General features: G+C 62.3%; 12 protein-coding genes. 8 read left to right on the forward strand and 4 right to left on the reverse strand.

Annotated elements, in window-relative coordinates:
- Positions 1-257 precede the first annotated feature (257 nt).
- From ssb to NYQ88_RS10370, 3 genes are all read left to right on the forward strand, one after another.
- Positions 258-806: a single-stranded DNA-binding protein gene (gene ssb / locus NYQ88_RS10360; protein WP_275654820.1), complete on the forward strand. Its 549-nt coding sequence runs from the start codon at positions 258-260 to the stop codon at positions 804-806.
- Positions 807-933: 127 nt separating this feature from the next.
- Positions 934-1,863: an aldo/keto reductase gene (locus NYQ88_RS10365; protein WP_275654821.1), complete on the forward strand. Its 930-nt coding sequence runs from the start codon at positions 934-936 to the stop codon at positions 1,861-1,863.
- Positions 1,864-2,273: 410 nt separating this feature from the next.
- Positions 2,274-3,818 carry an ABC transporter substrate-binding protein gene (locus tag NYQ88_RS10370; RefSeq protein WP_275654822.1) on the forward strand — a complete coding sequence of 515 codons (1,545 nt, stop codon included), beginning with the start codon at positions 2,274-2,276 and terminating at the stop codon, positions 3,816-3,818.
- Positions 3,819-3,905: 87 nt separating this feature from the next.
- On the opposite strand, the gene dtd is transcribed toward NYQ88_RS10370, so the two are convergent.
- The 3 genes from dtd to NYQ88_RS10385 form a co-directional block, all read right to left on the reverse strand.
- Positions 3,906-4,346, reverse strand: a complete 441-nt coding sequence (dtd, locus tag NYQ88_RS10375) for a D-aminoacyl-tRNA deacylase (RefSeq protein ID WP_275654823.1) — start codon at positions 4,344-4,346, stop codon at positions 3,906-3,908.
- 270 nt (positions 4,347-4,616) lie between these two features.
- Positions 4,617-5,144 carry a hypothetical protein gene (locus tag NYQ88_RS10380; RefSeq protein ID WP_275654824.1) on the reverse strand — a complete coding sequence of 176 codons (528 nt, stop codon included), beginning with the start codon at positions 5,142-5,144 and terminating at the stop codon, positions 4,617-4,619.
- 94 nt (positions 5,145-5,238) lie between these two features.
- Positions 5,239-7,659, reverse strand: coding sequence for an MMPL family transporter (locus NYQ88_RS10385; RefSeq protein WP_275654825.1), 2,421 nt, complete (start codon positions 7,657-7,659; stop codon positions 5,239-5,241).
- A 132-nt stretch (positions 7,660-7,791) separates the two neighbouring features.
- On the opposite strand from NYQ88_RS10385, the gene NYQ88_RS10390 reads away from it, so the two are divergent.
- On the forward strand, positions 7,792-8,970 hold the full coding sequence (locus NYQ88_RS10390) for a lipase family protein (protein WP_275654826.1): 1,179 nt from the start codon (positions 7,792-7,794) through the stop codon (positions 8,968-8,970).
- Between the two features lie 114 nt (positions 8,971-9,084).
- Positions 9,085-11,841 carry a DNA gyrase subunit A gene (gene gyrA, locus NYQ88_RS10395; protein WP_275654900.1) on the forward strand — a complete coding sequence of 919 codons (2,757 nt, stop codon included), beginning with the start codon at positions 9,085-9,087 and terminating at the stop codon, positions 11,839-11,841.
- Between the two features lie 59 nt (positions 11,842-11,900).
- On the opposite strand, the gene NYQ88_RS10400 is transcribed toward gyrA, so the two are convergent.
- The gene (locus tag NYQ88_RS10400; RefSeq protein ID WP_275654827.1) at positions 11,901-12,389 is read right to left on the reverse strand and encodes a DUF805 domain-containing protein; all 489 of its coding nucleotides are present in this window, start codon (positions 12,387-12,389) and stop codon (positions 11,901-11,903) included.
- 189 nt (positions 12,390-12,578) lie between these two features.
- Between NYQ88_RS10400 and NYQ88_RS10405 the strand changes: the two genes are divergently transcribed.
- The 3 genes from NYQ88_RS10405 to NYQ88_RS10415 are packed head-to-tail and all read left to right on the forward strand — an operon-like array spanning position 12,579 to position 14,923.
- A complete protein-coding gene (locus NYQ88_RS10405) occupies positions 12,579-13,808 on the forward strand; it encodes an MFS transporter (RefSeq protein ID WP_275654828.1) in 1,230 nt (409 codons plus the stop codon).
- 36 nt (positions 13,809-13,844) lie between these two features.
- Positions 13,845-14,339, forward strand: coding sequence for a pantetheine-phosphate adenylyltransferase (gene coaD, locus NYQ88_RS10410; protein ID WP_275654829.1), 495 nt, complete (start codon positions 13,845-13,847; stop codon positions 14,337-14,339).
- Positions 14,336-14,923 (forward strand): peptidylprolyl isomerase, encoded by a 588-nt coding sequence (locus tag NYQ88_RS10415; RefSeq protein WP_275651087.1) that lies wholly within the window; start codon positions 14,336-14,338, stop codon positions 14,921-14,923. Before coaD ends, NYQ88_RS10415 begins: the two co-directional genes overlap by 4 nt.
- Positions 14,924-15,175 lie beyond the last annotated feature (252 nt).

The following is a 15,175-nucleotide window of genomic DNA, read 5'->3' on the forward strand; positions in this document are numbered from 1 at the left end:
AGGGATTGCCGGGGGGTCAAGTAACAATATTGACGAGGTAGCTGCGTGAACATATAGTGAACATTAATTCAGGCCAGCCGGTTAGGTCGGGTTTGAAAGGTGTGGGCGTTAGCAGAATTGTCCATCCTCGGGCCGCGAATGGGGCTAAGATGGGCCGGAACGGACCTGTCGGGCGCGATCACGCGACGGCGGTCCCTGGTATTTTGTGAGGGTCTCGCGACCGACTCCGGGCGAGACTGAATTGGAAGGAAGGCGCCATGGCAGGCAGCGTGAACAAGGTCATTCTGGTGGGCAATCTGGGCAATGACCCGGAAGTGCGGAACCTGCCGAATGGCGGCAAGGTGGTGAACCTTTCGATCGCCACTTCGGAAAGCTGGAAGGACCGCAACACCGGCGAGCGCCGCGAAAAGACCGAGTGGCACCGCGTGGTGATCTTCTCGGAAGGTCTGACGCGCGTCGCCGAGAGCTATCTGCGCAAGGGCAGCAAGGTCTATATCGAAGGCCAGCTGCAGACGCGCAAATGGCAGGACCAGTCCGGCCAGGACAAATATTCCACCGAGATCGTGCTGCAGGGTTTCAACTCGAACCTGACGCTGCTCGACGGCCGTGGCGATAACGCCGGCGGCGGCGGTGGCGGTGGTGGCAGCAGCGAAGGCGGCTACGGCGGCGATGGCGGCGGTTATGGTGGGGGCGGCGATGGCGGCTTCCGCGGTCGCGACAACAATGCCGGCGGTGGCGCACGTCGGCCTGCGGCAAACGCCCCGGCCTTCGAGCCCGGCGGGATGGACGACGATATCCCGTTCTGATCGAAGCCCATTCGGGTAGACGACGGAAATTTCCGTCCAGAATTAGACCATGACTTTAAATTGGCCGCGAAAGCGGCCTTTTTTACGCGCCGAAACAGCAAGCACAGATTCTATCGAGGAGGATAGTATGCGGAATTACAAGGTCGGGCCGGAAGGGCAGGCGGTCTCAAGCGTCGTTCTGGGGCTCATGCGCATCACCAATATGGAGGATGATGCGATCCGGACCCTGGTCGATACTGCCATCGAGGCGGGCGTCACGGTGTTCGACCACGCTGACATCTACGGCGGCAAGGACCATGTCTGCGAGCAGCGTTTTGGCGATGCTGTGACATTCTCTCCGGCTGAACGCGAGCGCGTTGTCATCCAGAGCAAGGTCGGCATTCGCCGGGGTTGGTTCGATTTTTCCAAGGAACACATTCTGGAAGCGGTGGACGGATCGCTGGCGGCGCTCAAGATGGACTATCTCGATGTCCTCTTGCTCCACCGCCCGGATGCGCTTGTCGAACCTGAAGAGGTCGCCGAAGCGTTCGAGGTGCTCCATGCGTCAGGCAAGGTGCGCCAGTTCGGCGTTTCGAACCACACGCCCGGGCAAATCGAAGTTTTGAAGACGGCGGTCCGGCAGCCGCTTGTCTACAACCAGGTGGAGCTGAGCCTTCCGCACGCGAACCTGATTGCCCAGGGCATTGCCGCCAATATGGGCGGGCTCGACCAATCCATTTCCCGCGATGTGGGGCTGCTCGACTATTCGCGCCTCACCGGCATGACGCTGCAGGCGTGGTCGCCCTTCCAGCGAGGTTTCTTCAAGGGCGTCTTCATCGGCGACCGGGAGAATTTTGCCGAACTCAATGACGTGCTGGATGAACTGGCACGAAAATACGAGGTCACACCGACGGGCATCGCCGTTGCCTGGATCGTCAGGCACCCCGCCAATATCCAGGTGGTGCCTGGAACGACAAAGCCGGAGCGGGTTCGCGACTGCGTTGCAGGTTCTGATATCCAGCTGACGCGCGAAGAATGGTACCGCCTGTTTCGCGCTGCCGGACATAAAGTGCCGTGACGCATCGCCGGGCTGCGGCCCGGCGACATGGTCAAATTTCAGTCGCGGAGCCAGTGACCAAGGCGCGCCATGCAATGGGCACGCAGGCCGGATGAACGTTGCACGCTAGAAACAGGGCCAGCGGTGGTGCGGCGAGTTCGTCCCTCCAGCGTTGTGCTCTCCTCCCTCATCGACGTTCAGCCCTCGTGGCCTCGGCCTCGCGGAAACGTCCGCGCCATAAACGGTCGTCTCGGCCATAAAATTCGATCTTGGCCGTTCCTGGGCTCGAACGCCCTTGACAGACGTCGGGATGCTCCATTTTATAAATGTATACAGTATGCAATCATACAGCGGGTAACGGAGAAGGGGTCCGTTGTCGCTGGGTGTTTGCTGTCGGTGTCGCGCCGGCTGTATCCTTGGAGGGAGTACCCATGAAATCTAGACTAAGCTTTGCAGCCGGCCTGTTGCTGGCAACCTGCCTGCCTGCGCTGGCTCAACCATCTGAGAACACGCTCGTCGTGGCGCAGTCGGTAGACGTCGAATCGCTCGAGCCCGACATGCTCAACCAGGCGTCGTCGCTGAACGTCGCCATGGCGCTGTGGGGCACGCTGCTGTCGGTCACGCCGGAAGGCGAGATCGTCCCCAATTTTGCCGAAAGCTATTTCTGGAACGACGAAGGCACCGAGCTGAGCTTCAAGATCCGCCCGGGTCTGAAATGCGAAGACGGCGAGACGCTGGACGCCGAAGACGTCGCCTATACGCTCAACCGTGCGGCGGATCCGGCCAATGGCTTCATCGGCCACGTGCCGGGCTTTACCTATTCGTCGATCGGCTTCGTCGGTGCGCGGGCCGAGGGGCCGGATGTCGCCGTGCTGCAGGTCAAGAGCTACTCGTCGACCGTGACCGGCATGGCAGCGGATATCCTGATCCACTGCAAGGACAGCTATGAGAAGATGACTGTCGAGGAAGCGGCGGTTTCGCCGGTTGCCTCGGGTCCCTACAAGCTGGTGGAATGGGTGCGTGCCGATCGCGTTGTGCTGACGCGCAATGATCAGTGGACCCTGACGGACGTTCCGTTCGAGAACGTGATCTTTAAGGTCATTCCGGAATCGAGCACGCGTACGGCCGAACTGCTGGCCGGCAATGTCGATATCGCCACAAATATTCCGCCCGATCAGAGCGAAGTCGTCAATGCATCCGGCCACGCCAAGGTGGTTTCGGTTGCCGGGACGCGCCGCATGTTCGCCGGCTTCAATTTCTCGGGCACTTTTGACGGCGAGACTGCCGGCGAAGCGCTCAAGAAGAAGGAAGTGCGCCAGGCCCTCAACATGGCCGTTGACGTGCCGATGATCTGCCGCCAGTTGCTCGGCACGGAGTGCGAGCGCGCCAACGGCCTCGCCAATCTGGGCAATCCCAACGTCAAGCCCTATCCTTATGACCCGGCCAAGGCCGAGGAAATGCTCGACGCTGCCGGTTATCCGCGCGGCGAAGACGGGGTGCGCTTCACCATGACCATGCAGGGTCCGCAGGGTCGCTATCTCAACGACGGCCAAGTGCAGCAGGCGCTGGCCCAGTATCTGAGCGATGTGGGTGTCGAGACCACCAATGATCTGATGGAAATGTCGGTGTTTTCGCCGATGGCCCGTGAGCACCGCGCGGGTCCGATGTTCTTCATCGGCCAGGGCGGCCAGCTGTGGAGCGCCATCTTCGACATGTCGCTGTTCTCCTCGTGGGACGCGCCGGTGAACACCGGTATGTGGAAGAACGAAGAGTGGGAAAAGCGCTGGGCCATGCTGGGTGATCGCGACCCCGTTGCCGAGCGCAAGATCGTCGACGAGATGCTGGCTATCCATCACGACGATGCCCCGTGGATCTTCCTCTACTTCCAGCCAGATTTTTACGGCGTTTCGGACCGGATCGACTGGACTCCGCGTCGCGACGAGGCGCTGGATATCTGGACGGCACGCCTGAAATAACGGCGTGCAGACATGGCCCGGCGGGTTGCCGGGCAGAGATGGAAAGGGTCGCGAAAGCGGCCCTTTTTCAATTGGGGAGAGTGAAGGCTATTGCTCGGTGTCGAGCCAGATGGTGATGGGGCCGTCGTTGATCAGCGCCACTTTCATGTCGGCCGCAAAAATTCCATTGGCGACCGGCACGCCGAGGCCGGCCAGCGTTTTGGAGAAGTGCTCGTAAAGGGCGCGGCCGAGGTCCGGCGCGGCGGCAGTAGAGAAGCCCGGGCGATTGCCCCTTGTGTCGGCGGCGAGGGTGAACTGGCTGACGACGAGCGCGGCGCCACCAATGTCGAGCAGCGAGCGGTTCATCTTGCCGGCGTCGTCAGAGAAGATGCGCAGCTTGGAGATTTTTGCGGCGAGCCAGTCGGACTGTTTTTCGGTATCGCCCTGCATGGCGCAGACGAGGACGAGCAGGCCCTGATCGATCTGTCCGGTGATTTCAGCATCGACTGTGACGGAGGCGGAAAGGACGCGCTGAACGAGGGCTCGCATGGGTGGGGGCTTTGTGTTGGAGGCTTAAAGAGTTGGGTTAAGTCGCCCCCCTCCCGAGCGTTGCTTGGGTCCTTTGGACCCAAGCTTTTTCCAGCCATTCGAGCGGAGCTCTCATGGCCTTCTCGGCTAAAATCGCTCCATCGGAGCGATTTTCCCTGTGGGCGCCTCTAAGCCCTCGAAGGGGGAGGGTGGCAGGGGCCGAGAGGCTGAAGACGACTGACGAGTTGCAGAGCGCACTGAGAAGCTCAGCGGGCGCTGACTTGCCAAAAACTACCGCGAAAAGGGGACTTCGGCGCGGAGGCTGTCGCCGGATTCGACGTAGACGACCTCGAAGGTGACGCCGATGGCGTTGCTGTTGAGCGAGATTTGGGCCGAGATGTTCATCGGCTTGCCTTCTTCGTCTTCCTCACGCTCGCGCAGGTTGAAGACGAGGCCGCTGCCGCGCTTCTGGCCGACGGCGATGCCGGTGAAGGTTGCGTTGGAGGTCATGGCGGCTTCGTAGCGGCGCGACGCATCGACATAGGCGATGGTGCCGGCAACGGAGAGATTGGTGCCGGCGAGGGTGCAGCGGCCGTTGTAATTGACCTTGTCCTGATTGCCCTGGGTCAGAGACAGGCGGCAGACCACGCTTTCCTTGCTGGCGCCGATCAGCGTGCCGCGGCCGCGCCAATCTCCAATGTAGGATTTAAGCAGTGCGACTTCGGCCGGGCCCGCAAAGGCCGGCGCTGCTGACAAGCCAGCAGAAGCAATCACGCCCGCCAGTGCCGCAGCACGGGTCAGGGTTCCGAGAAAGGTCATGGCAAAGCCTCCAGATGTCACAACGAGCCCCCCGGCTGTCATGCGGTTTCTTGTAGCAAATACGGCGAGATTCGGTGGAAATTTTGGAGGCGCATCAGGCGCGCCCGGGACTGGGTGCGGCGCCGCCGGTTCCGTCGTCACCGGTGATGGCATCCCCGTTACCGGTGACGGTATCACCGGTGGGATCGTCAGGGGTGGCGTCGTGATCGGCGGTGCGCACATTGATCTTGCCCAATGGGTGGAAGAACTTGCCCCCCGCCATGAGCAGGGCCGGCAGGATAAAGAGATCGCCGAGGACCGCGAGCGCCAGGGTGATGACGAAGAGCGAGCCGAACATGGCGACCTGCGGCAGTTCGGACCAGACGAGGATGGCTGTGCCGGCGCAGAGGATGACCGTGGTGGCGACAATGGCGCCGCCGATGCGCAGCAGCGTGTGCTTGACCGCGTCCTCGTGGCTGCGCTTCTCCTCGCGACGTCCATGCAGGTAGTGCGAGAGGAAGTGGACCGTGTCGTCCACCGCGATGCCGAAGGCGATGGTGAGCGCGATGACGGTTGTGAGCTGCAGCCCAGCGCCGGAGAACCAGAGCCAGGCCTCCGTGCCCAGAATGGGGAAGAGGTTCGGGATGGCTGAAGCGAGGGCGACGCGGAAGGACTGGAAGGCGAAGCCGATCAGCCCCAGATTGACCAGCACGCTGAGCGAGAGATCCATCTGCAGGCCGCGCACGATGTCATCGGTGGCGAAGGTGGTAAGGATGCGGAAGCCGCCGAGCTCGGCATCGTCAATGCCGGCGGCGACAAGCTCGGTCTCCACCCGGTGGACGAGATCTTTCAGCAGATCACTTTCGATGATGGTGGGCATGAAGCCGGTGACGAGGGCCTGCGAGCCGTCATCGGTAACAAAGCGCTGGCGCATGAAGGGACCGACGGCGTCGAGCACTTCGCCGCGGGTGAAGCCGGCGTCAGTGTAATTGGTCATGCTGGCGGCGGAGATGACCTTGTTCTCGCCCAGCTCGGCCTCGAGGATTTCGTGGACGATCTTGATGCGCTGGTAGTCGACCTCGCCGACGTTGGGATCGTTCTCGATGAGGGGAACGCGAATGTAGAGCGGGGCGACGCCGCCGACCCCTTCGTCGATGCTCTCGGCCGCGGTGAGGGCGGTCGATTCATTGGCCACGAAATCCTCGAAGGAGAAGCGCGGCTGGATGAGGAAATAGGGGATTAGCAGCAGGCCTGTCAGCACGATGCCGATGATGGCGATGGGGCGGCCAAAGCGGCTGGCGAGGAACCAGCTGAGGGGCAGGGGAGCGTTCAGCACCCGGCTCGACTTCGGCGGAGCCTTGAAGCCGAGGCGGAGCGCGAGCTTCAGCAGCAGCGGCTGGAAGGTCATGGTGCAGGCAAAGAGCAGGAACGCGCCCATGGCACCGGCCATGGAGAATTCGCGCACGCCCTGGCCCGGGGTCAGCGACAGCGAGGCAAAGCTGACCATTGAGACGAGCATGGTGAGGGCCGTGGCGGGGCCGACGAGCTTTATGGTGGCGTCGACGGCCTTGTTCGGCTCCATGCCGTCCCGCCAATAGGCGAGCCAGTTGAAGGTAAAGAACATCGACTCGGCAAAGGAGATCACCAGCACCAGCGTGGTGACGATGATGGTGAGGAAGGAGAAGGAGCCGAAGAAGAAGAGGATCATGCCCATCGCCCACATCACCGAGAGGAAGGGCGTGGCGGCGACGATCAGCGCGCCGGCAATGGAGCGCAGGGCAAAGAGGGCAATAGCCGAGCCGAGGAGGAACCCGTAGACGGTGAACTTGACCTGGTCGTCCACCGCAGCGTTGAGCATTTCGGTGGTCCAGACCGGCGGGCCGGTGATCTCGACTGAAAGGCCGGCTGCCTGGAAGGGAGCTATGGTTTCGCGCAGATTGTCGATCATGGCCTTGGCGCCGCGCTCGGCCACCAGTTCCTGATTGGGGAACATGATCAGCACCACGCCCGAAAGGTCCGGGGTGATGAGATTGCGCATCATCGGATCGTTCTGCTGGAGATCGATGAGAGCGAAGGCGACTTCGTCCGGGGTCAGCATGCCCTCGGGCACGGCCGGCTCGGAGCCGCCGCCCGGCGCAGGTTTTCGCAGGGTGAAGGGCGACATGGTGCCGACGGCGTATTCATTGAGTTCGAGCTCGAAGGCGAGATCGCGGACGCGTTCTATGGTCTCGGGCTCGACGAGGGTTTCGGAATTGACCAGCACGTAGAGGTCGTTCTCGAAAGTGCCGAAGGTCTCCGAGAGATGAGCATAGGCGTCGTAATAGGGTCCGGAATGGGCATAGACACGCAGGAGATCGCCGTCGACATTGGCCTTGGGGATCTGGATAAAACAGAAGATCGAGAAGGCCAGAACGATCAGAGCCATGACGCGCGGATTGCGCACTGTGGTCAGGCCGAGATGTTCGAGACCGAAGCCGATGGAGCGATCATGGGTGAGGCGGGCGAGAAAACGCTTGAACGGGGAACCAGAAGACACCGAAACCCGACTCCGCAATGGGGCGAAAACCTGGCGAAATCTGTACGAGTTTGCGGCCGATGCGTCCAGCGGTCGCAGGTTTTTGGTTTTGTGACGTTGCAATATTGCACGGACGCGGGGGAGTTTTGAGCGATGCGGAGAGTGGCTTGGGTCGGGGTGGGGATCGCGGGTTTGGTGCTGGCGATCGGGAACGGCTGGGTGCTGTCTCGGCCGCCGACGCCGGATGCGTTCTATTCTTCTGTGAGCGCTTCCGGGGCGCCGGGGACGTTGCTGGCGGTGGAGCCCTACTTCCGCGACGTGCCGGAGGCGGCTGACGCCTGGCGCATTCTCTATACGACGACGCGGATCGACGACACGCAGGCGGTGGCCAGTGCGGTGGTGATGGCGCCCAAGGGGGCGCTGGGGCCGCTGGATGCCATCGGCTGGGCCCACGGCACCAAGGGGATCGCCCCGGGTTGTGCGCCCTCGGTGGAGTGGCCCTTTGCGGATGTGCCTGCGGTAGATGACTTGCTGGCGGAGGGCTGGGCCTATGTGGCGACGGACTATGTCGGTCTGGGCACCAAGGGCGGACACGCCTATCTCGTTGGGGAGGATGCGGCGCGGGCGGTGATGGATTCCTTGCGGGCGGCGCAGGCGATGGAGGCGGTCGAAATCGGGGCGCGCAGCGTCGTCTGGGGGCATTCGCAGGGTGGCAATTCGGCGCTGTGGGTGGCGCAGATGGCGCAAGACTATGCGCCGGAGCTCGATATTGTCGGGGTGGCGGCGCTGGCGCCGGCTTCAGACATGCCGGCGCTTGTCGAAACGGTGCGCGGCAGCCTCTTCGGCAAGGTGGTCAGCAGCTATCTCCTCGAGGCCTATTCCCGGACTTATGCGGACGTGCGGGTGCAGGACTATATCGGCGCGCCGATGTCGTGGGTGGCCCGGGACATGGCGAGCCGCTGCGCGGTGGATGCGCGGGCGCTGCCTTCGCTGGCCCAAGCCATGCTGTTTCCCAGCTCGGGCATTTTCGACGCGGACCCGATCGTCGGCCCGCTCGCGGATCGGCTGGCGGAAAATGTGCCGAATGGGCCGTTTGCCATGCCGGTGATGATCGGGCAGGGGAGCGCCGACGAGATCGTCGCCGCAAAGGTGCAGACAGGATATGTCGACCGGCTCTGCGGAGAGGGGAAAGCGCTGGATTATCAGCTCTATGAAGGACTTGATCACCTCAGCCTGGTCCGGCCGGGAACGCCGCTGGAGGACGATCTCATCGCCTGGAGTGACGCCCGGTTCCGCGGCGAGGATGTCAAGCCCTCCTGCGGGGCGCTGTAAGGGGGGTCTCCACAGCTTGCACGCCGGAAAATTGGCCTTTCTGGCCGGAATCGCCTATCTATCGGTTAACAAGAACCAACACGGAATCACCCCGTGAGTGATACGACCGATAATCTGCCTGCCGACACCCCAGGGTCCGGCATAGCGACGATCCAGATCACCGACGAAATGCGCAACAGCTACCTCGATTACGCGATGAGCGTGATCGTGAGCCGCGCGCTTCCGGACGTGCGTGACGGCCTCAAGCCGGTGCACCGGCGCATCCTGTTCTCGATGAGCGAGAACGGATACGAGTACAACAAGCCATTCCGTAAATCGGCCCGCGTGGTCGGTGACGTGATCGGTAAATACCACCCCCACGGCGACTCCTCGATCTATATGGCCTTGGTCCGTATGGCGCAGGATTTCTCCATGGGAGAGATGCTGGCGGAAGGCCAGGGCAACTTCGGCTCGGTCGACGGCGATATGCCGGCGGCCATGCGTTACACCGAAGTGCGCATGCAGAAGATCACCAACTCCCTGCTCGATGACCTCGACAAGGACACGGTTGATTTCAAGCCCAACTATGACGGTTCGGAATCCGAACCCTCGGTGTTGCCGGCGCGCTTCCCGAACATGCTGGTCAACGGCGGCAGCGGTATCGCTGTCGGCATGGCGACCAATGTGCCGACGCATAATCTGAGCGAAACCATCAACGCCTCGCTGGCGCTGTTGGATAACCCGTTCATCACCACCGACGAGCTGATCGAGCATTTGCCCGGTCCGGACTTCCCGACCGGCGGGATCATCCTCGGCCGTGCCGGTATCCGCCAGGCTTATGAGACGGGCCGCGGCTCGATCATCGTGCGTGGCCGCGCGGTGGTGGAAGAGGTTCGCAAGGAACGCGAAGCCATCGTCATCACCGAGATCCCGTATCAGGTGAACAAGGCGCATCTGGTCGAAAAGATCGCCGAGCTGGTGCGCGACAAGCGCGTCGAAGGCATTGCCGACCTGCGCGACGAGTCTAGCCGCGAAGGCATGCGCATCGTCATCGAGGTCAAGCGCGATGCGATGCCTGATGTGGTACTGAACCAGCTTTACCGCTTCACGCAGCTGCAGAGCTCGTTTGGCTGCAATTTCGTGGCGCTGAACGGCGGCAAGCCGGAGCTGATGAATCTCAAGCAGATTCTCGAGGCGTTCCTCAGCTTCCGTGAGGAAGTGGTTACGCGTCGCGCCCGGTTCCTGCTGAACAAGGCCCGTGACCGCGCCCATATCCTGGTTGGTCTGGCCGTGGCCGTGGCCAATATCGATGAGGTCATCGCCCTGATCCGCACCGCGCCCGATCCGGCGACGGCGCGCGAGCAGTTGATGACCCGCCGCTGGCCGGCAGCCGATGTGGAGCCGCTGATCAAGCTGATCGACGACCCGCGCCACCGGATCAACGACGACGGCACGTTCAATCTCTCCGAAGAACAGGCCCGCGCCATTCTCGAACTGCGTCTGGCTCGTCTTACGGCTCTTGGCCGTGACGAAATCGGCGACGAACTCAATGGCCTCGGCGCCGAGATCGAGGACTATCTCGATATCCTGCGCAGCCGTGAGCGCGTGCAGCAGATCATTCGGGAAGAGCTTGAAGAGATCCGTGACCAGTTCGGCCGTGCGCGCCGGACCGAAATCGCCGATCACGTCGCCGATTTCGACGACGAGGACCTGATCGCCCGCGAAGACATGGTCGTAACCGTGAGCCACGCCGGTTACATCAAGCGCGTGCCGCTTTCGACCTATCGCGCCCAGAATCGCGGTGGCAAGGGGCGCTCTGGCATGTCGACACGCGACGAGGATTTCGTCTCGCGCCTCTTCGTCGCCAATACGCATACGCCGGTGCTGTTCTTCACCAGCCGCGGCATTGCCTACAAGATCAAGGTCTGGCGCCTGCCGCTGGCTCCTGCCAATGGCAAGGGCAAGGCCCTGATCAACATCCTGCCGCTGGAGCAGGGCGAGCGGATCACCTCGATCATGCCGCTGCCCGAGGACGAGACCAGCTGGGGCAATCTCGACATCATGTTCGCCACGACGCGCGGCACAGTTCGCCGCAACTCGCTGGCCGACTTCGTCGAAGTGCGCCAGAACGGCAAGATCGCCATGAAGCTCGATGAGGGCGATGCGATCGTCGGCGTCGAGACCTGCACGGTCAACAATGACGTGCTGCTGACCACGGCGCTCGGCCAGGCAATCCGCTTCCGCGTCGACGACGTGCGCCTGTTCAAGGGCCGCGACTCGATGGGCGTCCGTGGCATCCAGCTGGCGGAGAACGACACCGTCATCTCGATGGCCGTGATCAACCACTCGGATGCGACGGCCGAAGAACGCGCCGCCTATCTCAAGCGCAGCCGCGCCATGCGTGGTGAAGTGGACAGCGACGACAGTGCTTCGGATGAAGCAGGCGTCGAGGCTGGCGAACTTGATCAGGAGCTCTACGCCAAGATGGGTGCTCTCGAGCAGTTCATCCTGACGATCTCCGAGAACGGCTATGGCAAGCGCACCTCAAGCCACGAATACCGGATCACCGGTCGTGGCGGTAAGGGCATCGTCGCCATGGCGGTCAACAAGCGCAACGGCAATCTGATCGCAAGCTTCCCGGTGGAAGAAGAAGACCAGATCATGCTGATCAGCGATGGCGGCCAGACCATCCGCCTGCCGGTTGGTGGCGACAAGCCGATCGGCATCAAGGGTCGCAGCACCCAGGGCGTGATCGTGTTCGATACGGCCGAGGATGAGAAGGTGGTTTCGGTCGAGCGCATCAGCGAGCCTGAAAGCGACGAGGACGACATCGACACCGGTACTGAGGCCGGGGACGATGCACCGCCCGACACCGGCGCGGCAGAAGAATAAGAAACAAGGGGCGCTTCGGCGCCCCTTGTCGTTTCCGCGCCACGTTGTGCGGATGTGCTTCAGATGAAGCGTTCGATGTCGGGGTTTTGGGCGCCTCTGGCCTGAGCGGGAGGTGCGCTGCCCATGCGGACCTGACGCGGGATGGTGCTCTGTTGCGCCTGGCGTGCGGGAGCGGCCGACGCCAGCGTACGTGGATTGGGGCCGAACTCATTGTCCCATTGATTGGGCGGGGCCAGCATCCAGAACAGCATGAGCAACTGGCCAACGAGCGGAATGCACTGGACGAAATACCACCAGCCCGACCGCCCGATATCGTGCAGGCGGCGCACAGTTACGGCAATGGCGGGAAGAAAATGAACCACCGATAGAAATGCGGTGAAGGGACCCGGGTAGCCCTTTCTGATGTCGGTGTAGAAAAACTCGAGGTCGGCAAAGGCGCCGGCGAGCGCGAGGAGTGTGGCGACCAGCCAGAACAACCAATATTGCCGGCGCGTACTGCGTCCCGAAAGATCGAAGTAGCGCAGCATTGCATCGAAATATGACCGCATGTTTTCCGTTCCGGCCGGAGTTTCACTCCAGAAGTAGCGGGGTGCGTTGAGAATGGCATCTGCGACGTGGCAATAACATTAGCGAAGGGTCAATAATTGGTCGGGAATTCTGGTTCGAAGCGGTGTATTCGATCCGGTAGATTGCTGAATTTGTTGTTTTCAAAACATGCATGATTTGGACCTTGCACTATGACTGCCAGCGCTGATCGTGAGAAACCGGGGTATCGGGCGCTGCTCAGTTTGCCCGTGCCGCGTCGGCTGGCGCTGGCCAGCCTGCCGGCGGATTTTGCGGACTGGCTCGACTATGCGGCCATCGTGGCGCTGCTGGTGTTTGGCTGGGGCCATGGGCCGTTCGCGCTGGCAATTTTCGCGCTGGCGCTGAGCCTGCCCTATATTATGGTGGGGCCGCTGGCCGCAGTGGTGGTGGATCGGTCCTCGATCCGTGCCGTGCTGGTGATCAGCAATCTGGGGCGGGCGCTGGCGACGCTCGGCTTCGCGTTCACCGGGGATGCGGCGATGCTGCTGGTGCTGGTGTTCCTGCGCGGCGCCATCGACTCAGCGTTTACGCCGGCACGGCAGGCGGCGCTTCAGGCGACGACGCCCAAACATCTTCTGGGGCGTGCCAATGGGCTGCATCAGGCAATCAACCAGACCTCAAAAATTGCGGGACCGGCCATCGGTGGGCTTCTGCTGGTGATCTGGCCGGCGCAGGGCGTGTTTCTCTTTAACGCGGGCCTCTCCCTCATCGCCGTTGTGATTGCGCTGACGCTTGTGATCCCGCCACGCGAACAGGGGGAGGGCGATGGCCAGCGCGGTCGGTTCTTTGTCGAGTCGCTGGCCGGTATTGCCGAATTCCGGCGCAGTCGGCGGCTGCTGGTGGCGCTGATCTTTTCGGCCTTCGCCTATTTCTCCTTCTTTCTCTATGACGCGCTGATCGCCCTGCTGGCGGAGGGTTTTGGGTTTGGCGCCACGGCGTTCGGGCTTTCCATCGCCGCATCGGGGCTTGGCGGTTTGATCGGCGCTCTGGTGGCCGGGTGCTTCGCTGCCGGTCGACCAATCCTCGTCATGGCACTGGCGGCCATGATATCGGGGCTGACGACGGCGGCTGTGGCGGCAGCGGCCTTGGCCGGACTGATGCTCCCGCTCGCCGCGTTCCTCTTCGTGCTGCTGTTCATGGGTGGATCGACCGCCTTCATGCTGGTGCCCTATCGGACCATTATCCAAGCTGAGGTCCCGCCGGACCGGATCGGGCGGGTGTTTGCTGCAGGCGAGGCTGTGATCACGCTCACCATGCTGTCGGCCCCGCTGATCGGCAGCGCCATCGCTTCCCAATGGGGCACGCCGGCTGCGTTTCTCGTCGGTGGCGCGCTGCTGGTCGTGCTCGGGGGCGTTACGCTTGCAACCGCACGCCGCGCGTGAGAAAACCCTAACAACAACAAGAGGGAAGGGGGCAGAATGAGCAAACTCGTCGGCTTTTATCCGGGGTCGTTCGATCCGCTGACCAATGGGCATCTCGATGTCATCGAGCGGGCCTGCAAGCTCGTCGATACGCTGGTGGTGGCGGTTGGAATCAGCGCGACCAAGAAGAACCCGCTGTTCAGCCATGTCGACCGCATTGCCATTCTCGACCAGGTGCTCGGCCCCGTCGGGCTGCGGACCCAGACAGAATTCAAGATCGTCGACTTCTCCGGCCTGATGGTGAATGCGGCGCGCGACCACGGCGCCAAGCTCATCATTCGCGGCCTGCGCGACACTACCGACTATAATTACGAGATGCAGATGGTGGGGATGAACGCCCAGATGGCGCCCGATCTGCAGACCGTCTTCCTTCCCTCCAGCCCACCTGTGCGGCATATCTCGGCCACATTGGTGCGCCAAATCGCAGAAATGGGCGGGGATATTTCCGCCTTCGTCCCGCCAATCGTCCTTAAGGCTCTGAAACCACGATGATTACTCTCTCCCGCCGCCTGCTTGGTGGCCTCGCTGTCGCCGCTTTGGTCAGCCTCGCAGCTCCGGCTTTCGCCCAGGAGGGCAAGCCGCATCTGATCCTGACGCTCGAAAGCGGTACGGTCGATATCGAACTGTTGCCCGAAATTGCGCCCAAGCATGTCGAGCGCGTCGTGGCCCTGACCGAGAGCGGTGAATACGACAATGTCGTTTTCCACCGCGTCATCGAGGGTTTCATGGCCCAGACCGGCGACGTCGAATTCGGCAAGGAAAACACCCCGAATTTCGATCTGCAGCGCGCCGGCATGGGCGGTTCGCAGCTTCCTGATGTCGAGGCTGAGTTCAATTCGGAAAGCTTCCAGCGCGGCATCGTCGGCGCTGCCCGCTCGCAGAACCCGAACTCGTTCAACGCGCAGTTCTTCATCACCTATGCGGACGCGAGCTTCCTCGACGGCCAGTATACGGTGTTCGGCAAGGTTGCTTCCGGCATGGAAGCTGTCGATGCGCTCGAAAAGGGTCCGCAGTCGGCCAATGGCGCCGTGGCAAACCCGGACAAGATCATCAAGGCGACGATCGAATACAAGTAAGCGGTTCGTCACCGGTTTCCGGAGCCCCGACGCACTTGGTGCGGCGGGGCTTTTTGTTTTTTGGGGGTGGCGTGGGAGCGGAGACATCCGGGCTCTCCTACCCCCACCTAGCCTCCCCCTGGTAGGGGGAGGGACGGGTCAGTGGCTCACTGGGTTTGCCAATAACTCGATGGGCTCCTCCCCGTATCAGGGGGAGGTCGGGTGGGGGTATCCTATCCCCAAGACCAGACAAACAAAAAGGCCGCCCAGAGG

It is taken from the genome of Devosia sp. SD17-2 (assembly GCF_029201565.1).
Taxonomy (GTDB): domain Bacteria; phylum Pseudomonadota; class Alphaproteobacteria; order Rhizobiales; family Devosiaceae; genus Devosia.